Origin of the sequence: Streptomyces sp. NPDC093591 (assembly GCF_044764885.1) — a bacterium.
Lineage (GTDB): Bacteria > Actinomycetota > Actinomycetes > Streptomycetales > Streptomycetaceae > Streptomyces.
The window spans coordinates 1-20,478 of sequence record NZ_JBIWIY010000030.1; the positions used below are offsets into that span (position 1 = coordinate 1).

Annotated in this window: 15 protein-coding genes; 4 read left to right on the forward strand and 11 right to left on the reverse strand. The window is 68.1% G+C overall.

Translation table 11 applies throughout. The features are described from left to right. Nucleotides 1-436: 436 nt before the first annotated feature. From ACIREI_RS43165 to ACIREI_RS43190, 6 genes are all read right to left on the reverse strand, one after another. The gene (locus ACIREI_RS43165; protein WP_403345497.1) at nt 437-1,678 is read right to left on the reverse strand and encodes a sensor histidine kinase; all 1,242 of its coding nucleotides are present in this window, start codon (nt 1,676-1,678) and stop codon (nt 437-439) included. 412 nt (nt 1,679-2,090) lie between these two features. Continuing rightward, complete coding sequence (locus ACIREI_RS43170) at nt 2,091-3,029, reverse strand: PmoA family protein (protein ID WP_062705346.1); 939 nt, start codon at nt 3,027-3,029, stop codon at nt 2,091-2,093. Then, a complete protein-coding gene (locus tag ACIREI_RS43175; protein WP_403345499.1) occupies nt 3,026-4,141 on the reverse strand; it encodes a Gfo/Idh/MocA family protein in 1,116 nt (371 codons plus the stop codon). Before ACIREI_RS43175 ends, ACIREI_RS43170 begins: the two co-directional genes overlap by 4 nt. A gap of 86 nt (nt 4,142-4,227) precedes the next feature. Further along, nucleotides 4,228-5,532 carry an ABC transporter substrate-binding protein gene (locus ACIREI_RS43180; RefSeq protein ID WP_403345501.1) on the reverse strand — a complete coding sequence of 435 codons (1,305 nt, stop codon included), beginning with the start codon at nt 5,530-5,532 and terminating at the stop codon, nt 4,228-4,230. Nucleotides 5,533-5,634: 102 nt separating this feature from the next. Then, nucleotides 5,635-6,531, reverse strand: coding sequence for a carbohydrate ABC transporter permease (locus ACIREI_RS43185; protein ID WP_403345502.1), 897 nt, complete (start codon nt 6,529-6,531; stop codon nt 5,635-5,637). Further along, a complete protein-coding gene (locus ACIREI_RS43190; RefSeq protein ID WP_403345635.1) occupies nt 6,524-7,435 on the reverse strand; it encodes a carbohydrate ABC transporter permease in 912 nt (303 codons plus the stop codon). The genes ACIREI_RS43185 and ACIREI_RS43190 overlap by 8 nt, the downstream gene beginning before the upstream one ends. Nucleotides 7,436-7,674: 239 nt before the next feature. On the opposite strand from ACIREI_RS43190, the gene ACIREI_RS43195 reads away from it, so the two are divergent. After that, nucleotides 7,675-8,664, forward strand: a complete 990-nt coding sequence (locus tag ACIREI_RS43195) for a LacI family DNA-binding transcriptional regulator (protein WP_403345504.1) — start codon at nt 7,675-7,677, stop codon at nt 8,662-8,664. Nucleotides 8,665-8,797: 133 nt separating this feature from the next. On the opposite strand, the gene ACIREI_RS43200 is transcribed toward ACIREI_RS43195, so the two are convergent. Further along, a complete protein-coding gene (locus ACIREI_RS43200) occupies nt 8,798-9,508 on the reverse strand; it encodes a cupin domain-containing protein (RefSeq protein WP_403345506.1) in 711 nt (236 codons plus the stop codon). Between the two features lie 127 nt (nt 9,509-9,635). On the opposite strand from ACIREI_RS43200, the gene ACIREI_RS43205 reads away from it, so the two are divergent. After that, entirely contained in the window at nt 9,636-10,280 is a 645-nt protein-coding gene (locus ACIREI_RS43205) for an SGNH/GDSL hydrolase family protein (RefSeq protein ID WP_403345507.1), read from the forward strand. 158 nt (nt 10,281-10,438) lie between these two features. Here the strand turns inward: ACIREI_RS43205 and ACIREI_RS43210 are convergent, their stop codons facing one another. The 3 genes from ACIREI_RS43210 to ACIREI_RS43220 all read right to left on the reverse strand — a co-directional run bounded on the left by ACIREI_RS43210 (nt 10,439) and on the right by ACIREI_RS43220 (nt 17,042). Then, nucleotides 10,439-12,691 (reverse strand): right-handed parallel beta-helix repeat-containing protein, encoded by a 2,253-nt coding sequence (locus tag ACIREI_RS43210; RefSeq protein WP_403345509.1) that lies wholly within the window; start codon nt 12,689-12,691, stop codon nt 10,439-10,441. A 584-nt stretch (nt 12,692-13,275) separates the two neighbouring features. Further along, entirely contained in the window at nt 13,276-15,756 is a 2,481-nt protein-coding gene (locus ACIREI_RS43215) for an RICIN domain-containing protein (RefSeq protein WP_403345510.1), read from the reverse strand. A gap of 290 nt (nt 15,757-16,046) precedes the next feature. Then, nucleotides 16,047-17,042 (reverse strand): LacI family DNA-binding transcriptional regulator, encoded by a 996-nt coding sequence (locus tag ACIREI_RS43220; protein WP_403345512.1) that lies wholly within the window; start codon nt 17,040-17,042, stop codon nt 16,047-16,049. 385 nt (nt 17,043-17,427) lie between these two features. On the opposite strand from ACIREI_RS43220, the gene ACIREI_RS43225 reads away from it, so the two are divergent. Both ACIREI_RS43225 and ACIREI_RS43230 read left to right on the forward strand, forming a co-directional pair. Continuing rightward, nucleotides 17,428-18,435, forward strand: a complete 1,008-nt coding sequence (locus tag ACIREI_RS43225; protein ID WP_403345514.1) for a LacI family DNA-binding transcriptional regulator — start codon at nt 17,428-17,430, stop codon at nt 18,433-18,435. Nucleotides 18,436-18,934: 499 nt separating this feature from the next. After that, nucleotides 18,935-19,063, forward strand: coding sequence for a hypothetical protein (locus ACIREI_RS43230; RefSeq protein WP_279617164.1), 129 nt, complete (start codon nt 18,935-18,937; stop codon nt 19,061-19,063). 139 nt (nt 19,064-19,202) lie between these two features. Here ACIREI_RS43230 and ACIREI_RS43235 read toward each other — a convergent pair whose 3' ends face one another. Then, nucleotides 19,203-20,462, reverse strand: a complete 1,260-nt coding sequence (locus ACIREI_RS43235) for an FAD-dependent oxidoreductase (protein WP_403345516.1) — start codon at nt 20,460-20,462, stop codon at nt 19,203-19,205. Nucleotides 20,463-20,478: the final 16 nt, after the last annotated feature.

Sequence of the window (20,478 nt, forward strand, 5' to 3'; positions counted from 1 at the left end):
GCGAAGCCTCTTTCGCACACAAGAAGAAAAAGCTGATCAGCAGCACAAGGTACTTTTCGCCTCCGTCGGGCGAGAACACTTTCCGACTGTGATGTTCGCCGGAGAAGTTGTTCGTACCAGCGGTGCGGAGTCTGTTTTCCCTGATGAGAGGGGGGATGGCTGACAATTCCTGGGTTGCCGGGCCCGGTCCCGCCTCGGCGCTCTCATTGCCGAGCGATCACCTGACAACCAGGAGGCCGACCAGGCCGAGGCCCTGCGCGAGCAGGTCGCCGAGGTCGTGGCCCCGCTTGGCCTCATCACCGCACCCGAACCGCTCGGCCGCCTCCAGCCTCAAAAACGCCTAGACCGAGCTGAGCGGCATGAACGGCGCACACGACGGCGTTCGACCCAGCCATGCCCCCCGAGCCTGCGTCACGTCAATCAGGCCGCCGACACGTCACGCCCTGGCTGATGAGGCCGTCGGCAGCACCGCCGTGACCTCCCACCCCTGGGCCGTGAGGCGGGGACCGGTGCGCAGTTCGCCGCCGAGTGCGGTGACGCGTTCGGTGAGGCCGACGAGACCGAAGCCGCCGCCCCGCGCGGCCTGCGGGAGCCAGGTGCCGCCGCGGCCGTCGTCGCGCACGGTCACCGTCAGCATGCGGCCGTCGTGGACCAGCTCCACAGTGACCTCGGTGGCGTCGGCGGCGTGGCGGCGCACGTTGGTCAGGGCTTCCTGGACGACACGGTATGCGGCTGCCTGTACCTCGGGCGGGAGGTCGTCGGGTACGGCGGGATCACGGTGCACAACGACTTTCGGGCCGACGGGACCGCCGAAGCCCTCGACCAGGCCCAGGAGCGCCGCCAGATCACCGAGCGGACGGCTCGCGCTGCCGGCTGTGGCGCTGTCGTCCGGCGCCTCGCGCAATAGGCCGACGGTGCGCCGCATGGAGGCCAGGGCCTCGGTTGCGGAAGTTTCGATGTTCCGCAGCACGGGGCGCAGTTGGTCCGGGTCGGTGGTCATCATCTGGGCCACCTGCGCCTGGACCAGGACCCCGGTGACGTGATGGGCGACGAAGTCGTGCAGGTCGGCGGCCATCGCCAGGCGTTCACTGCGGCGGGTCCTGTTGACCATCACGCGGCGGCGGTGATCGAGGAAGCGCAGGTAGCCGCCCAGTCCGACGGTCACCATGACCGGAAACAGGAGCGCCGGCCCGAATCCTCCGGCTCCGGTGGAGTCCGTGGGAAGCCTGGCGGGCAGGGCGACGACGGCCACGCCGCACAGCCCCCCGCACGCCGCCGCCCACCACCCGGGACAGGAACGGACCGCAACCAGCAGCAGGCACAGCAGGCACGCCACTTCCCCCAGGCCGAACGCCATCTGCCAGTCGGCCAGGACAGCGACCACCGTCAACGCAACCGAGGCCCCGGCGGGTACGGCGATGCGCAGCGCAGGACTGGCCCACGCAGGCCGCCTGGCGGAGGGCCAGAGCACCGCGGCCAGGCAGAGCGGTAGCACTGCGGCGGGCTGCAGCCACGGTGTCACGCCGTATCCACCCGGCCTGTCCAATGCCGCGAGGCCCGCTTCCAGCAGGTCCGTGCCGGCCGCGAGGATCATCAGGGCCACGCCGACCGCGTGCAGCCTTCCGAGCCGACGGACGTGCGGCGCGTCCGGTCGGTCGATCAGGTGCCAGGAGTTCACGGCGCCACAGTAGACACCCCGCGGCCCGGCCGGATCGGCCGAACGGCCATCACCGCCCAAGCGGGGGACGCCGTAACTGTGGCCGAATGACCGATGCGTGAGCGGGATCCCGCGAGGAAGGTGGGCGATGTCCGCCTCAGCCCTGTCCGGTACTGGCTGTCCCAGCCGTCGCTTCCGCCACCGTGACCCGCACCGTCGGCTGTCGGCCGCCACAGCCTCATCCACCCCCACAAGCACGCGTCCGCCACCCGGGCCGCCGTGACCTGGGCCTCGGTCCGCACTCGCTGCGGGGCACCATGACGGACGACGGACGCCCCGGCGCGCCCAGGGCGCGGGCACCGGCCATGGTTCGTTGACGGAGCAAGCCGAAGTGCCGGGCCCGCCCAGCACTTCGGCTGCCATCCCGTGGTGCTCATGCGGATTCCCCGGCAGCGGTGATCGCGTCGGAACGCGCGAGCGTCTCGCGCACCGCGTCCGCGAGTGCGGGAGCCGCGCTCGCCTCGGCGTCAGCGATACCCACCCCATAACGGAATCGCACGGTCGCGCCGTCCTCGATGGCCAGTTCCTCGCTGAAGAACGGTGCCGGGTTGAGACAGGCGAACTCCTCTGATCGGGCGAACCACTGCGGCGGGTGACTCGGGTTGGCCGCGTCGTCGACCATGAGCACGAGCGACTGCGCGTCCGTCTCGTCGTGGCGGCCCGCGAAGCCCATCCACTCCATGCGCCGCCCGCGGACCTCGTCACCGCCCAGGCCTTCCTCGGTCACGAACTGTCCGCCGGTGAATGACCGCGGGCCACGCCAGAACAGCCCGCCGTAGCCGGCGTTCTCCCGTCCCTTGGTGGTCGGCGATCCCATGGCGACGTCCGTTCCGGAGACGTTCGTCATCCGCGTCTCGAACGTCAACGCCCAGGCGTGCGGGGAGATCAGGCTCGCTCGCAGTGTCCTGCGTTCGGTGAAGAACAACGCGCCGGACTGGGTGGTCCAGTCCAGGTCGTGGGCGAACGTCGCCGTCCCGTCGGCCCTGTCCAGGTCGACGACCCGGCGGTGCGCCTGGGTTCCGTTGTTCTCCAGCTGGACGTAGAAGCGTCCGTGGATGTACGTGGGACCGCCCCAGAAGTTCTCCTCGCCGACGTGGGGCAGGGACCATGCGATGCCCTTGTGCCACACGTGGTCGTGAGGACGGAACAGGCTGACCACCTTGCCGGCCCGGGTGCGCAGGGGGTGGATGTAGGGCTTGGGCGATTCCAGTTGGACGGTGTCCGGCTGGTACACGTAGCGGAACAACTCGGTGCCGCCGTCGCGGACGGTGACCGAGGTACCGAGGTCGTGGCGGATCTCAAGAGCGTTCATACGAGGGCCTCCTTGACCGGTTCCCACGGCACGGCGCCGCCGTCCATACTGACCGCGAACGGGTCGTCGTCGGTCAGTTCGCCCGCGGCGACGGGGACACCGCGGAAGGCGGAGGCGTACGTCGCCGCCGCGAACTCCAGCGTGCGGCGCGCGTCTTGCAGACAGACGCCGGGTTCCTTTCCGGTCTCCCAGGCGTCGAACACGGCCTCGATCTGGAGCCTGTGGCCGCTCGTGACGTCCAGCTCGTCACCGTCGGCCCAGAGGTCCGAGAGATCCTCGCGGCCGGGGGCCGGCGTGAACCGCCAGTGTTCCTCGCGGTAGCCGTAGAGGTGTTCGAGTTCGACCGTGGCGTGTTCGAAGTCGAAGCGCAGACGCGAGGTCTCCCGGGGGGACAGCAGGGAGTTGACCACCGTGGCGAGGGCTCCGCTGTCGAACCGGACGGCGGCGATCGAGACGTCCTCGGTGTCCGTGGGCCGGGCCTGGCGCTCGGCGAGTGCGGTGATCTGGGACCAGGGGCCGAGGACCGACAGCATGAGGTCGAACTGGTGGATGCCGTGTCCCATCGTGGGGCCGCCGCCCTCGACGTCCCAGCGCCCCCGCCACGGCACCTCGAAGTACGCGTCGGGCCGGTACCAGAGGGTCTCGCAGGTGGCGACCAGTGGCCGGCCCAGTGCGCCGGAGCCGGCCAGCCGGCGCAGGCGTACCGCCGCCGCGCCGTAGCGGTGCTGGAAGACGGTCAGGGCCTTGGAGCCGGTCTCTTCCTGCACCGTGGCCAGTTGGTCCATCTCGCGCAGGCTCAGTGCCGTCGGCTTCTCCACCAAGGCAGTGACGCCGGCCCGCATCACCGTGGTTGCCAGCGATACGTGGGTCTGCGGGGGCGTACAGATGTGTACGAGATCGAGGTCTTCGCTCTCCAGCAGAGCCTGCGGGTCGTTGAAGACGTGCGGCACGGAGAATCGGTCGGCGAACTCGGCGGCACGGCTGGGGTCGAGGTCGGCGACGGCGACCAGCCGGGCACGTTCGGAGAGTTCGGCGAGGGCTTCGGCATGGGCGTGGGCGATACCGCCGGTGCCGATGATGGCCACGCGGTACGGCGGCCGGGGGCTGGGCATGAGTGTTTTCTCTCTCTTGGTTCCTGACCCACTTCTCGTGGGGCTATCGGGGGCCGTGGGCAGCGGCGACGGCCCCCGGAAGGAGGTCACTTGGCCGCGTCGATCTCGCCCTGGAGTTCCTTGATGAAGGCCTTCGCGGCGGCTTCGGGCGAGGTCTTCTTGAAGTAGACCTCCTGGCTGTAGCGCTGCAGCTCCGGCTCGATTCCGCTTCCGCCGTTGGGGGTCACGACCGGCGACTCACCCGGGGTCACCGCGTTCATGTAGTCGGCCGCTGCCTTGTCGGTCCCGGCCAGAGTCGGCTGCAGGTGCTTCAGCATCTCCTTGTTGGCGGGGATTCCGCGCTCCGTCTTGAGGATGTCGGCGGCTTTGGGGTCGTTGAGCATGAAGTTTATGAACGCGGCCGCCTCGGCCGGATGCGCGCTCTGGCTCGAGACCGCCCAGTACATGGAGGGCTTGAAGAAGTTCGCCTTGGTGCTGCCGACACGAGGCATCTGCAGTAGTTGCACATGGGCGCCCGCGGCCTGCTGGATTGCGGTGATCTGGGTGTTGTACACCCCCATCATGGCCGCCTTGCCGGTGGCGAAGCTGCCCGCGGTCACACCGGCGGTCAGGTCCTCGACCATCGTCGACGTATTGACGCTGGCCCCGGACGAGAGCAGGCCCAGACCGTACTTCCACATGCCGGCGAGCGTCTCGGGCTTCAGCGAGACGTTGCCGTCCTTGTCGAAGAGGTTCTCACCGTGCTGACGAGCCCAGTACTTGACATCGCCGGCGGAGAAGCCGGGGGCGCCGGCCGCACCATGGATCTTGCCGCCACTCTTGTCCGTCAGCTCCTTCCCGATCTTGGCGTAGTCGTCCCACGTCCATGTCTTGTCGTCGGGAACCTTCACGCCGTACTTCTTGAACAGGTCGGTGTTCACGAGGATGGACAGGACGCCGACGCCGACGGGAAGCGCGTACTGCGTTCCATCGACCTGCCCGGTGGCCAGGGCCTGGTCGTCGAACTGCGAGGTGCTGAGGAGCTTCTTGGCCTTGCCGAGGTCGTACAGCGCTCCGCGGTCGGCGTACGACGCGAGATACAGCTCGTCCATCTGGACGACGTCGGGGGAGTCCTTGGCCGCGGTCGTCGTGGCGAGCGCGTCCCAGTAGCCGTTCCAGTCCTTGTACTGGCCCTTGACCGTGATGTTGGGGTACTTCTTCTCGAACGCCTTGATGACCTCGTCGGTGAGCTGGGCGCGGGCGTCCGCACCCCACCAGGTGGCACGGATGGTGACCGGCTTGTCGCCGAGCTCGGGAGCGGCGCCGGTGCTGCCGCCGGAGCAGGCGGTCAGTACGAGCGAGAGTGAGGCGACCGCCCCGATCGCGACGCGTCTGAAGGGGCTGGGGTTCATGTGGTTCTCCTGTGGCTGATAAATGGGTCGGATCGGTGGCTGCGGTGCTCCCGAACGGCCATGACTCGGTCGCCTCCGCGTGTCCGGCAGTAGCCCCCGCGGTTACTTGCCGCCGGTGGTCGCGATACCTCGCAGCAGGAAACGCTGTCCGGCGAGGAAGACGAGGAAGACGGGAACGAGCGACACGACGCTCATGGCGAACACCGAGCCCCAATCCGTCGCGCTCTGCTGGTCCACGAAGGTGCGCAGCGCGAGAGGAGTGGTGTACATGTCCGGGTCGGTCAGGTAAATGAGCTGGGTGTAGAAGTCGTTCCAGGTCCAGATGAAGGTGAAGATCGCGGTGGTCGCCAGGGCCGGGACCATCAGCGGCAGGATGACGTGGAAGAAGATCCGCGCGTGCCCGGCGCCGTCGATCCGAGCCGCCTCGTCGATCTCGCGGGGGATACCCCGGATGAACTGCACCATCAGGAAGATGAAGAAGGCGTCGGTGGCCAGGAACTTCGGCACGATCAGGGGCAGGAACGTGTTGACCCAGCCGAGCTCCGAGAACAGGACGTACTGCGGCACGATGATCACGTGGATCGGCAGCATGATGGTGACGAGCATGATGGCGAACAGCACGCGCTTCGCCCGGAATTCCAGTCTGGCGAACGCGTACGCGGCCAGGGAGCAGGCGAGGAGGTTCCCGAGGATCGCGCCGGTGACGACGATCGCCGAGTTGATCATGTAGTGACTGAACGGTTGGGAGAAGGCGTTCCAGCCGTTGCTGTAGTTCTCGAAGCGCGGGTGCGTCAGGGCGAGCCCCGCACTGCGGAAGATCTGACTGTTGGGACGCAGCGAGCTGACCACCATCCACAGGACGGGGTACAGCATCGTGAGGGCGCAGAGGGCCAACAGGCAGTGCTTGAGAGGGGCGCGCACGGCGCGTCTGACCCGGCGTATCGCGTGAGGGCGGGGGGCGGGCAGCGAGCGGGGTACGGCTTCGGTGCGGTCAGTCATCGTAGAACACCCAGTACTTTGAGGCCCAGAAGTTGACGGCGGTGAAGGCCGCGACGATGAGGAGCAGGACCCACGCGAGCGCGGACGCGTACCCCATGTCGAAGTGGCCGAACCCGCGCTGGTACAGGTACAGCGAGAAGAAGAGGGTGGAGTCGGCGGGCCCTCCGGTACCGCCGGAGACCACGAAGGCCTGGGTGAAGGTCTGGAAGGCGTGGATGATCTGCAGCACCAGGTTGAAGAAGATGATGGGCGTCAGCAGGGGAATGGTGATGCTGCGGAACTGGCGCCAGCGCTTCGCGCCGTCGACGGAGGCCGCCTCGTAGAGGGAGGTCGGAATCTGCCGCAGCCCGGCGAGGAAGATCACCATGGGGGAGCCGAAGGTCCAGACGTTCAGGACGACGAGGGTCGACAGCGCCGTTCCCGGCTCCGAGATCCAGCCCTGCCCCTGGACACCGACGAGGGCCAGGGCCTCGTTGACCAGGCCGTTGGTCCCGAACATCGCGCGCCACAGCACGGCGATCGCCACGCTGCCGCCGATCAGTGACGGCAGGTAGAAGACGGAGCGGTAGAAGGCGAGGCCACGCACTCCCTTGTCCAGCACCAGGGCGAGCCCGAGGGCCATCGCCAGCTGCAGCGGGACGGAGACGAGGACGTAGCTGAACGTCACTTCGAGCGACTTGTGCAGACGCTCGTCATCGAGCATGCGCGTCCAGTTCTCGACTCCGTTGAACTGCGGCGGCTGCAACAGGTTGTACTTGGTGAAGCTGAGGTAGAGCGAGGCCAGCATCGGGCCGAGAGTGATCCCGAAGAGCCCGACGAACCATGGCAGTAGGAAGTAGAACGCCGCCTTGTTCTGCTGTCGCGCGCCCCGTTGGGACCCGCGCAGCCGGCGTAGTTCGTTGATGGAGCTCACGGCACTGCTCCCTTGAGCGGCGGCATCGACACACAGTGGTGCGGGCCCGTCCCGGGCCACGCGTCACCCGAAAAGTGATCGTTCACTTTGTGGGTTGCGAGGACCATAGTGAACGATCACTTTTTACGTCAAGAGTGTGTAGTCTCTGACTTCACCGAACGTTGGCGGAAAGGTGGGGGAAGCGGATGGATGGCGCTGACACGGCGCGACGACGGCCTACGATCACCGATGTGGCACGACTCGCCGGTGTGTCACCCCAGACGGTGTCGCGGTATCTGCGGTTCAACGGCGGGCTGAAGCCAGCGACCCTGGAACGCGTGGAGAAGGCCATACGGGAACTGGACTACCGTCCCAACCTGGTGGCGCGGTCGATGCGCACGCGGAAGACCGGCCGACTGGCGATCCTCATGCCCGCCATGGCCTTCAACCCCTCACGCATGCTGGCAGGTGCCAGCGCGACGGCGCAGGCCGCAGGGTTTTTCGTGGATGTCGTGAGCGCCGGGGGCGGCGTACGCGCGAGGAGCGACCGCCTGCTGGAGCTCGCCGATTCGGGACAGTACGAGGGCATCCTCTCCCTCGCCCCCGTGCTTCCCGCCGTGGAGAGCAAACTGCACCAGAGGACGGCCGTGGTGATCTCGGCCGACTTCGACGACGAGATGCGCGGCATCGGGCAACTGGCCGACGCCACGCCCCTGGTGCGGATGATCGAGCACTTGGCGGCGCTCGGTCACTCACGGTTCCTCCATGTGGCGGGCGACGCGCAGTTCGCCTCCGCGAGGGCGCGCAAGCAGAGCTATCTGGAGACCGTCGAACGCCTCGGGGTCGAGTCCGTCGGGGTCTTCGACGGAGACTGGTCGGGAGAGTCCGGCATCGAGGCGATACGGTCGCTCCCGAGCCATGCGCGGCCGACCGCGGTGATCGCGGCCAATGACCTCGTCGCCGCCGGCGTCGTCCGGGGCGCCCGGGAGCGCGGCTGGGACGTGCCTGGCGACCTCAGCGTGACCGGTTGGGACAACGCCGGGGTCGGGCAGTTCATGACCCCGTCCCTGACCACCGTCGACGTGGAGCTCGAACAGCTCGGCAGCACGGCCATGGCCAAGCTGATCGCGGGTCTGAGGGACAGCGCGCCCGAGACGACTGAGGGCCCCCTGTTCCGGATCATCTGGCGGGAGTCGACGGCCGAGCCGCCTACGGCAGGGCGTCTCAGCCGCAGGCGGTGACCAGCGCCGCTGCCGGGGTGGGCGCGGAGCAGGCGGACCGTGTCCGTCCCCTGCGCCCGCACCGCCCATCCGGCCCGGCCGTGGGTGCGGGCCGAACCGGCCGCGCACGCCGCGCGTCCTCAGGTGGCCGCTCTCAGTTCGCGTAGACGTCAAGCCGACCGCACATGCCGAACTTCCCGCGGGCAGCAGGCTGTTCGGAGCTCACGGCGGCATCTGCGAGGTGGGGGGACTCTCCCCGCTCCAGCCAGTCGAGCTGCGCCCCAGTGGCCGCGGCGGAGGCCTCCGCGCCCTGTCGCCACCGCTCGCGCCACTCGGCGATGCGGGGCCGTACGAGCGCGGCGGCGGCACGGTGGAACGCGGCCAGGGCCTGTGGCCCGTCGGCCTCCCGAAGTGCCCGGTAACCCTCCAGGGCGAGGTCCCGCCGGGCCCGGGCGACGCGCTCCTGCTCCTCCTCGGGCGCGTCGGCCGGGATGGCGGTGGCGCGGGCGTACGTCTCCGGATCGGTCAGGTACTCCGGGGGCAGCGTGAGGACCGCGTCCCCCGCCTCCGGCAGTCCGCTGTTCTGCATCAGAACGGTGATCCGCAGATCGCCCTCGTTGAGCAGCCGGTGGATGGTGCCCGGCGTGAACCAGGCGACCGTGCCGGCCTGGAGCGGAGTGACCTCGTACCCGGAAGAGGTCAGCGTCTGCACGGCGCCGCGTCCGCCGGTGACGACATAAGCCTCTGAACACGCCAGGTGCATGTGAGGCGTGCCGCCGCACGCCCCGTCGGCGGCAGGCCAGTCGTACACCGACAGATGCGAGATGGCGACGCCCCCGGGCAATCCGGTGTTGGTTGTGTTCATGTGTGTCGACACTCCAGTTCCAAGCAGTAAGCGCTTTCTATCCCTCTTAATTTACGCGCCGGTCGCCCAATTGGTCAATGTTCTGTCTAAAATCAGACCCGAATAGCGAAGCCGCAAGGAGGGCGATGTGAACAATGGCTTGGTAGGTAAGAGCGTCTATGCCTTCGGCGACAGCATTGTGTACGGACATGTGTATCCGCACAGTTTCGTGGACGTAGTTGCGGAGCGCGAGGGTATGGCCCTCACCAAGTTCGCCCGGAACGGCGCGACCATAGGCGCCGACCCGCATGCTTCCGGAGGACAGATACTCACGCAGGTCGAGCAAGTGACCGACATTGCGCCGGACTTCGTCGTCTTCGACGGAGGCACCAACGACGCGCAGTCCATTTTCCGGGACCGCGTGTACACGGTCGGCACCTACGCCGAAGAGTTTGAGAAGACGCTGCACGCCATGGAGCGGAAGTGGCCGACTGCCCGTATCGTGTACGTCGCCGCCCACAAGCTCGGTTCGCGGGACTGGGACACTCAGGTGGCGCTGCGCGAGGCGACCCTGGAAGCCTGCCGCCAGTGGGACATTGCTGTCGCCGACGTCTTCGGAGAGACCACGTTCGACACGCGTGACGACACCCAGCGTGCGAAATACACGTTCGACGACCTGGTCAACGGTTTCCCTGGCACAGAGGGATCGGGAACACATCCCAACGAGGCGGGTATCACCACTTTCTATGCGCCGGTGGTGAGCGCCACGCTGCAGCAGATTTCATCACATTGATCAGTAGGCAATCGGATCTGCCTGACCGATATCGGCCAGGCAGATCCTTCTTCATTTTCATGAAGTCAGCCTGAGCTGAGCATCATGGTGGACGAGGAAGCGCTTACTAGATCGGTACACTTCCCGAAATGCTCAAGCCACCAGACTGGCTCAGGCTTTCACTGGCCGAATCCGGTGCCGCGCGAGATCCGGACGTCGTCCACGTGCACCGCCCCGCGCTCACCCCCGTTCGAGTACCACGCGACCTTTGCGATCCCCGGCATCGAGGCGCGGAACGCCGCGTCGTTCAGCACGCGATGGCCGTCGATGTCCAGGTCGAATCGCTGGTTCACGGTGTCCACGGTGAGCGTGACCCGGTACCACTTGCCATTGGTGTACGTACCGATCACCGTGTCCGTGGTTCCCTTGTACGCGTGGATCTGGCCGCGGGCGAAGGCGACGCTGACGGCTGGGGCACCGCTGGCGTTGTACACGTAGGGCAGCCCGAACCAGCCGGCCTGAGTGTCGTTGCGCATCACCTGCGTGTCGATGGTCACCACGCCCTGCATCGGGGTGCTGAAGAGCCGGGCGAGGTTGGTTCCGTCGGTGCCGCCGCCTTCGATGGTGCGGGTCAGCCGGACGCTCTTGTCAGTGGCGGACGGCGTCTCCACCACGGAGACGTCGTTGTTGGTCGCGATGACTCGCCACCCGTTGGTCCCGTTGGCGAGCGCGCCCGTGGCCAGGCCGTCGAAGGTGTCCGTGAACGCGATGTTGGGCGCGCCGCGTTCGAAGGCACCGATCTCCGGACCGTTCCCGATCGGCACAGGAGACCCGGCGTTGTCGAGGCCCCCGTTGCCGGTGACCGTGGCTCCGGCGTCGACGAACACCGAACCCGACTGGAGCGCGAAGTTCGCCGCCGTGCCGAGCCTCGGACCGTTCTCGTCGCCGTACGGCCCCGTGACGGAGGCGTTCACGAACTGCGGAGCGCCGACCACGGCGTTCGCGTCGGAGGTGGGCACGGTCGTCAGGTTGTCCGAGTAGCCGTTGTTGTTGTAGGTGATGGTCGACTTTTGTACGAACGTGGGCGCGGACTGCCCGGAGACGAACAGGTTGTTGGTCAGCGTCACCCTGCCGGAGGCGCCGCCGGTCACCATGTTCGTCGAACTGGTGTTGGCGAAGGTGTTGTTGTAGATGTTCGCCACCGTGCCGCCCGTCTGCGACAAGTGGAGGTTCCACCGCGTGCTGCCGGTGATGACGTTGTAGCGGACCACCACACTGCCGAACTGGACGTTGGAGTTGCACGCGCAGAGCAGGATGCCGTCGCCGTTGTCGTGGAGGTAGTTGTACTGGAACAGCTGGTTGGTGGTGCCGATGTCGGGGTCCAGGGCATTCTGGTCGGCACCGCCCGACGAGAGGTGGGTACCCATGATCTCGTTGTGCTGGACGGTGACGCTGTCGGCCATGTTGGTCTCGACGCCGGAGACGCCGACCCGGTCGATCACGTTGCCTTCGACCAGTGCGCCCTTGACGCCGGTGAGGTAGATGCCGTTGCAGCCGAAGGGCGTGTTCGCCTGCGTGATGTAGTTGCCGCGGAACGTGACGTTGGTGTACGGGGTGAACCTCGAGTCGGTGGCAGTGGCCCGCTTGCCCCAGCCGGTGAAGACGGCACCGGGCGCGTCACCGGCGTACTGCTTCGTGACGATCCCGCTGAACGAGGTGTTCTTGATGGTGGAGTTCTCCACGGTGATGCCGTCGAGGACCGTGGGGGCACCGGGCGCGGTGATGTCCTGGACGCCGGTGAGGAAGGCGATGCCGCCGGTGTTCTTCGAGCGGTCCCAGCCCTGCGCGAAGCTGATGCCCGGCTTGTTGTCGGCGGTGCTGCCGCCGACCCACTTGACCTCGCCGGTGACGTCGTGCACGTCCACCGAGTCGATCACGAAGTGGTGAAGGGTCTGGCCGTTGTCACCGTGCACGCCGATGCCGCGGAAGTCGCCGAGTTTCGAACCGTCGGTCGTCCCCGTGGGTACCGCGTTCGACACGTCGAGGTTGCGGATCTCCCAGTACTGCTGGTTGTTCAGCCGCACCGCGTCGCCGACTGTGCCCTGGCCGGCGATCTTCGGCTTGGCGCCCGCCCCGTAGCTGTCGATGGTGATAGGGGCGCCGTCGACGCCGGACCCCTTCGGCCAGAGCTGCCCTGTCCAGCTGTCACCGGCCTCGAAGCGGATGGTGTCGCCGGGCTGGAACGTCTTCGCGTTCACCTTGCTCAGCGAGCGCCAGGGCGCGCTGGTGCTGGTTCCGGTGTTGCTGTCGTTGCCGCTCGCGCTCACGTAGTACGTGGTGCCCGCGGCGAAGGCCCGTTGCGCGGGGATGAGCACGATCGACGCGAGCACGACGGCCAGCGCACACAGTGCGGCGGCTGTCGCTCGTGACACAAGTCTTCGGTTTGCTGTCATTGTCCTCTTCTTGTCGTCTGTGGTGGTGAGGTACCGGCTCATGTCGTGACGCCTCCAGCCGAGACGTCGCGTAACGACTCGGGGCGCTGGCGGCTCGGGACGGTACGGTGGACGCACCAACGGCTGCGCGACGACATGGGCACTGGTCCGGCCGGACACGCCCCATCGTGGGCTGAGCTCTGCGGCGGCTCCAAGATCCGTGCTTCCTGTGTCACAGTGCCCTCCCGGATGTGCAGCGGGCCTTCGAGAACGTCATGCCTGCCCCTCGGGGCGCATCGGGAAAACGTATTCCGCGCAGTGTGCCCAGCGGTGATCGAGTGCGTCAAGGTTTCGAGCAGATGAACGTCAGCGTTGTGGAGGCCCTGCCGGAAAGCCGACGGCGCCATGCGACAGTGAGCCGTGCGGCAGCCCGGCTGCTTCGGTAAGGCGCTTGTCACTGGCTGCTCACCCCGTCGCCCGGCGGGGGCCCCGCAGAGCAGGCGGATCTCATGGCCCCCCGGCGGACGGGTGGGGCAGGCCGGGGGTCGGGCCTGCCCCACCCAAGGGCTCGGTTGCTCAGTCGGTCATGCCACCTTGACCAGCTTCCAGCGCTGGTTGCTGCCGCCGTTGGTGTACCACTGGTCGATGGGGGTGTTGTCGGTGGTCCCACCCTTGTACACGTCCACCTTGTACCCGTTCGACCGGGACTCGATGGTGTAGCTGCCGCTGTCGCCCGGGGCGATCAGCCACTGCTGGCTGACGCTCCCGCTGGGGGTCTTCAGCTGCAACTGGGTGCCGGGCCAGGTGGAAGCCGCGTTGATGTCGAGGGACTTGCCGCTGGTGACACCCGTGATGGTGAGGTAGCCGCCGCTGGTGTAGGCCAGTTTCCACTGCTGGCTGCCGCTGTTCGCGTCGGTCTTCTGAACGACGGGCGTGCCCTCGCTGGTTCCACCGTTGTAGGCGGTGAGCACCTTGCCGGTGCTGGCACTGATGATCTTGTAGGTGCCGGACAGGTCGCTGACCGGCTCGTGGGTGACGGAGAAGTTGGAGTATTCGACGGGGTAGTAGCCGGCGGTGCCCAGGCCGGCCAGGCCCGCACCGTAGCTCGTGTCGGTGACCGTGCCGACGGTGTTTCCGTCGATCTTGGCGATGATCGTGCTGCCCTGGAAGGTCAGCGACAGGTTGTGCCAGGTGCCCGTGCCGGGAGCGGTGACGGTACCGCTGGCAAGGATGGTCCAGTTCCACGCTTTGTTGCCGGCGGTGTCGGTCTTCAACAGCGACCAGGATCCGGTGTCGGACAGGCGCAGGTGGTAGGCGTTCATCCCCCCGGCGCTGAACTTCGTCTGGGTGCCGACACGGCCGAGGAGCTCTGCGGAGCTGCCGCTCTTCTCCAGCAGTACGTCGGAGCTGACCGTGTAGTTGCTCCAGCCGACGTCGCCCATGAGGGTGTAGGGCTGGAGGGCGTTCGTGGCCGGGTACCACCAGACGATCGGCTTCTGGGGTGCGGTCTGGCGCAGGCACTGGCCGGTGCGGCCCCCGGTGCAGGGGGCGGCCTGGAAAGCGCCGTTCATCGAGGCGAAGTACTTCGCCTCCTGCCCGGTGCTGTAGCCGGCGAAGGAGTCCGAGTACGGCATCGAGAGCCGGTTGCGCGCGGGCGAGGTGGCCGTTCCGGCACCCTGGCCGGTGGTGGTGGTCACGGTGTAGACGTGACCGGGGTCCAGGGTGAGGGTGTACGTGCCGTTGTTGGCGGTCAGGTCACTGTTCTGCACCATGCGCGGGGTGGCGCCGCCGGGCTGCGACAGGTCGGTGGACCACACGTGCAGGGTGCCGCCGGGCAGGCCGCCGGCGACGTCGAGGGTGACCGTCTGGGGCGCGGTGGCGTCCATGGTCTCGTAGACGGTGCTCCAGGCGCTCTTGTCGGGCGCGGCGTAGCTGACGTAGCTGCCGTTGGCGCGGTCACCGCCGAGGTAGCCGGAGGCCGTGTCGAGGTACTTCCAGCCGGGTGAGGTGAACTGCGTGGTCTGGGCGATGGACCAGGCGGTGCGGGACACGCTGTAGGCGCCGGACCAGGGCTGGTTCGCGGTGATCAGGCCCTGGTCGTGGAAGAAGAGGTTCTGGTAGTCGGAGGCCAGCATGGGCCAGTTGATGTACGCGCTCATCTTGGCGTCGAGGTAGCCGCGGTTGATGGCGCGGGCGACCGGGGCCGCCCCGGTCTCTGCGTTCTCCGAGCCGTTCTCGCTGGCCCAGATCGGCTTGCCCAGCGACTGGGCGTCGGCGGAGGAGGAACAGGTGGTCATCGCGGACTGGTACGTGCAGGGGTAGTGCGCGCCGGCGATGTCCACGGCGTTGTACAGGGCGCTGTTGTTCTTCATGCCGGTGGCGATGTTCCAGGTGGTCTCGTCGCCGCCGACCAGCTTGGTGGAGGCGTAGCCGTTGGCCGCCATGGCCGACTTCAGGGTCTGGTAGAACCAGGCGCTGTACGGCTTCTCGTTCAGGCCGCCGATGTAGTCGATGGACAGACCGTGCCGCTTGGCGCAGCCCAGCCAGTCGATCATGTAGTCGATGCCGTCCTGTGTGTAGAAGTCGCCGTTGCCGATCCAGCCGGGGGCGCCCCAGGCCAGGCCGAAGAGCTTGATGTTGGGGTTGCGGGCTTTGGCCTGTTCCATCACCCACCACTCGTAACCGGCGTTGCAGTCGATGTCGCCCTTCGTGTGCTCGAAGCTGGCCTCGGAGCCGTCGGTTGAGTTGGTGTCGCCGCCGATCTCGACCTTGAGGATCTGCAGGGCCGCGCCGTATCCGGGCTTGAACAGGTAGTCCAGGATCTGGTTGCGCTGGGTGGCCGGGTAGTCGACCAGCAGGCGGGTGTTGCCGCCGCCGCCGCTGATCGCGCCCACGCCGTCGAAGGTGCGTCCACCACTGGTGCCGTCCACGGTGATCGCCGTGTCGGTGGCGGCGTACGCGGGCGACAGTGCTCGGCCGGTCAGCAGGGCCAGTCCCATGAGCAGGGCGGTCAGGGCCGCCAACCGTCTGATGTGCCTGACAGGTAGCCCTATGACGTCGTGCACGGGAGATCCTCCTCGGAGGGGTGTGGGGGTTGTGAGGCTTGCACCGGGGACTCGGTCCGGGTGCCTCGCGCGGGATTGCAGAGGTGGGGCGCCCCTGGTGATAGGTGCCCCGCTTCGGCGGGAAATCGTATTCCGCATTGGCGCGCAGTGTGCCCGTCTGTGATCGAAGGCGTCAAGACGTCGGTAAACATGCAAGAAATGCATCTTTGGCGTGCGACGTTCCGGTGGCCCGAGGGCCCTGGGTGTGTTGGCCGGAGTGACCCGGCGGCGCGGTCGGGCTCGAGGGCGCTTCAGACGACGCGGATCGCCGTGCTGTCGCGCACCACGACCTGCCCGCGCATCATCAGATGCGCTGCTTCCGTACGGTCCGCGAGCGCGAGGCGGACCGCCTCGGCACCTGCCTGCGCCAGCGGCAACGACACGGTCGTCAGCCGCGGTGTCACGTCGATCGCGAGCTCGATGTCGTCGAAACCGGTCACCGAGACCTCGTCCGGCACCGCCACCCCGGCAGTACGGAAGGCGGACATCGCGCCGATGGCGATGGTGTCGTTGGCGGCGAGGACCGCGTGGGGCGGCTCCAGCCCCTCGGCGACCAGCCGCCGCGCCGCATCGAACCCCCCCTGGCGGTTCACCGTGCAGTGCGAGATCCGGATGTGCCGCTCCTCGATGCCGCCATGGCGGAGACCGGCGATGAAGCCCGCGGTACGGGCCGAGACGTTCCCCTGCCCGCGCGCGCCGGCCAGGATCGTCACGTGCCGGTGCCCCGTCCCGGCGACGTAGGTGGCCAATTCCTTCGCAGGGCCGTGATTGTCGAAGCTGATGGAGTCGAACGGCATGTCGGTGTCACCGACGATCACTACCCGGCCGCCCTCGCGTTCGTAGCCGAGCAACTCGTCGAGCAGGCGCCCGCCGAGGGCGTTCGTGTCGAGGCGGCTCGAGGTCAGAATGAGCGCACGCGGCCGCAGAGCACGCTGCAACCGGACGGTTTCGAGCTGCCGCTCGGCGGTGCCGTGGGTCGACGAGACGGTCACGAACGCACCTGCGTCGCGCGCTCGCCGTTCCATCGCCGCGGCGACCATTCCCATCGACGGGGTCGTGAGATCGTCGCCGACGACCGCGATCGAGTCGTTCGCGCGCCGCATCGACCGGGCCGCGGCGTCCGCGGTGTAGCGCAACGCGGCCGCGGCGGAGACGACCCGCTGCCTGTATTCCTCCGCGACCGTCCGGGAACTGCCGCCCAGCACTCGCGACGCGGTCGAAACCGACACACCGGCGGCCGCCGCCACGTCACGCAGGGTGACGGTCGGCCTGGCTGAATGGGGCATCGCGCCGTCCCTCCCGCACACGAAAACGAGCCGCCGTCGACGCTACCCGAGGATATCCCCGGCCAGGCCGCCGAGGTGTGGACGAAAGTGCCGGTGACCGACTCGGGATACGGTCGCCCGGACCGACTCGGGATACGGTCGCCCGGCTGGAAGGTGGTCGCGTCGGCCCGGTTGGATTCCGCAAGGCATGTGCGGCGCAGTAGGCGCACCGGCCTACGGAGTGACCCTGGGTAGTGATTCCGCGACTTCCAGGCGCTGGGCGGCTCGGTGCACAATGTGCGGCATGGAAGATGGAGCGGCAGCGCCTGTACGGCGTCGCGGGGAGGCCGTATCCGAGGGGCGCCAGGTGACCCTGCATGATGTGGCGCGGACAGCGGGCGTCTCGCAGGCGACGGCGTCGCGGGTGCTCAACGGCAGCGTCCGCAACGTCCGGCAGGAGAACGTCGACCGTGTGCTCACCGCGGCTGCGGAACTGGACTACGCACCGCACCTGTCCGCCCAGGCGATCGCGCGGGGTTCGACGAACATCGCCGCGCTGGTCGTCAGCGGTGTCGACGACCCGTACTTCTCCTCCATCGCGGCAGGTGTCATGCAGGCAGCCGAGGCCGCCGGACTCATCGTGACCATGGCGGTCGCGGACCGCTCCCCGGAACGGGAACTCCAGATCGTCGGGACACTGCGCGGCATGCGCCCCCGCGTCATCATCATGACCGGCAGCCGCGTCGACGGCGCCGATGCCCGCGACGCACTCGTCGAGGAGCTCGACGCCTACCGGGAAGCGGGCGGCAGCGTAGTCCTGATCAGCCAGCACGACCTGCCGTTCCACACCGTCAGTATCGACAACTACGGTGGAGCGCGGCAGCTTGCCCGCGCGTTGGTAGGGCTCGGCTACCGGCGGTTCGCGGTGGTCCGGGCGGGGACCGGCCTCAGGACGTCCCGTGACCGGTGCAGCGGTTTCGTGGAGGGCGTGCGCGAGTTCGGCATCGACGTCGACGAGCGGCTGGTGGTCGAAGCCGAGTTCAGTCGCCGAGGGGGGTGTGCGGCGGCCAGGGAGCTCGTCCGGCGGGGTCTGGACGGCACGGAACTCGTCTTCGCGGTCAGCGACGTCATGGCGATCGGTGTGATGACCGCATTCCGCGACGCCGGGCTTGCCCCTGGCCGGGACATCGCCGTCGCCGGCTTCGACGACATCGGCCCGGCGGTGGACGTCGTCCCGGAGCTGACGTCCGTGAACGTTCCTCTGCAGCAGGTCGGGCTCCGTGCGATGGAGCTCGCGCTCTCCGACGATGACGCCCCGCGGATCGTACCGGTCGCCACGAACGTCGTTCTGCGGGCAAGCACACCCCCTCGATGACGGTGCCGGCTGATCGCGTGGTGAGCGTCGGCTGTCCGGCCCCGAGCTGCTCCGCGGCCCGCCCGACGCCCTCGTGGCGGGCGAGGTTCTTCCGGCCTGCCGAGCGCGCCGTAGCCGATGAACACGGTGCCGTCCTCGGGAGAAGCTCTGCTCAGATCAGAGCAAATGTCGAGCCGAGCCGGGCGGCGGACCATGACCAGGCCCGGAGCGGGCTCACGGCGGTAGCCGCGAGCGAGCCGCAGGTCGGGGAAGCGCACCAGCAACTGTTCCAGGACGACGCGGGACTCCAACCGGGCCAGTGGTGCGCCGAGGCAGGTGTGGAGGGCGTAGCCGAAGGTCAACCAGCGCCTGAGACGAGCGCAGCGCCGTGTGGTCGGGCAGGTCCAACGTGGTGATTATTGCCGCTGACAGGTCGGCTTTCGTGCCACCGCTTTCCAGGGCGAAGTTGTCGAGGACGAGTACGCCTTGTGGTCGGTCTGGAGCAGGGCCGGGCAATCCCATGGTGGACACACTGTTCTCGATCGCCGTGGTGCTCGGCGTACCCGTGACCCGACTGGTGGCCGGGTTGTCGGCGGCGAACCCCAGTCCGCGCTCGGCCACCTCCGAGCGGATCCCAGCGATGCGTTGACCGACGGTCGCGGAGCGTAGGAGAGGTTGTTCTCGACTGCCCGTTGAACGCTTGGCGTTCTGTGCCGGGGCGTGCGTCTGGCGGCCTGCTGTTCTGGGGCCAGCCCCGCCGGGCGCGGGCGCGGCCCCAGCAACGTGGTTCAGGAAGCGGTGTCGTGTGTCTCGCCGAGGCGGAGGAGCGCGGTGAAGCGGGCTTCGGTCCGGTCGATCTCCTCGAGCTGAGTGAGGATCGAAGTGGGGGTGGAGTCACCGACCACCTTCTGCATCAGCGGGGTGCGGTCCAGGATCGCGTCCCGGATCGGTTGCAGAGCGCGCGGCGCGTGATGGAAGACCTGCCCGAGGGCGTAGGCGTGCTGGGACTGCCGGGCGGTGTGCGGCTTGCGGGGGGCCTCGAAGGCGTCGAGTGCCTGGCGGACAGCGGCGTAGTCGCTCAGGTCCACCCCTGCGAGGCGGCGGCCGATGAAGTAGCCGTCCTCGGTGGCCATACCGGCGCCGTACCCAGCGTACGGGGAGGTGGGATGAGCGGCGTCGCCGACGAGGGTGGCGCGGCCCTTGGACCACTGCTTCAGCGGCTTGCGGTCGCGGATCACCCAGCGCTGAACGTGCGCGGGGTCGGTCGCGGCGATCAGCTGGGGGAGCGGACGGGCGAAGGCCTGACCGAGGCTGGTCGCGGTCGAGTGCAGGTCCCCGGTGAATTCCCGGCCTGCGTCGAACGCTTCGAGTACCCACCACTGGTGGCCGTCACGTCCCTTGTCGCGGATGGCGGTCCAACTGCCCTGCACAGTGCGGGTGTGGGAGAGGACGCACATCCCGGGCTCGGTCTCGACGCTGTCGTCGAAGGTGTAGCCGCCGAAGATGTGCAGGTTGTGCTCGCGCTTGGGGCTGTCGCCCCACAGAGTGCGGCGGACCAGGGAATCGATGCCGTCCGCGCCGATTACGAGGTCCGCCTCGTGGACTCGTCCGTCCGCGAGGAGCAGTCGAACACCGCTCTCGTCCTGCTCGACGCGCTCCACCGTGTGGTTGACCTGCAGGACTCCCTTGGGCAGCGCGTCGAGCAGCCGCTCGTACAGCTCGGGGCGCAGCAGGCCGACGAAGCCGCCGCCGTAGTCGCGGACAACCTGCTCCGGAAGGGCCGCGCGGACCCGGCGGCGGCCGCGGGCGTTGCGGAACTCGGACGTACAGGGCGCACCCAGGTCCTCGGTGTTCACGCCGAGCAGCCCGAGTGCCTTGATGGGGGGCGGCCACAGATTGAGGATGTTGCCGGCGGGTCTGGCGTGCGGGTAGCGCTCGAACAGTACGACGTCGTGGCCGGCCTGATGGACGGAGAGTGCGGCGGCCATGCCACCGGGTCCGGCACCGATCACGGCGACGCGGCCGCGCTTGGCGGGAAGTTTCTCCATGGTGGGTTCCTCAACC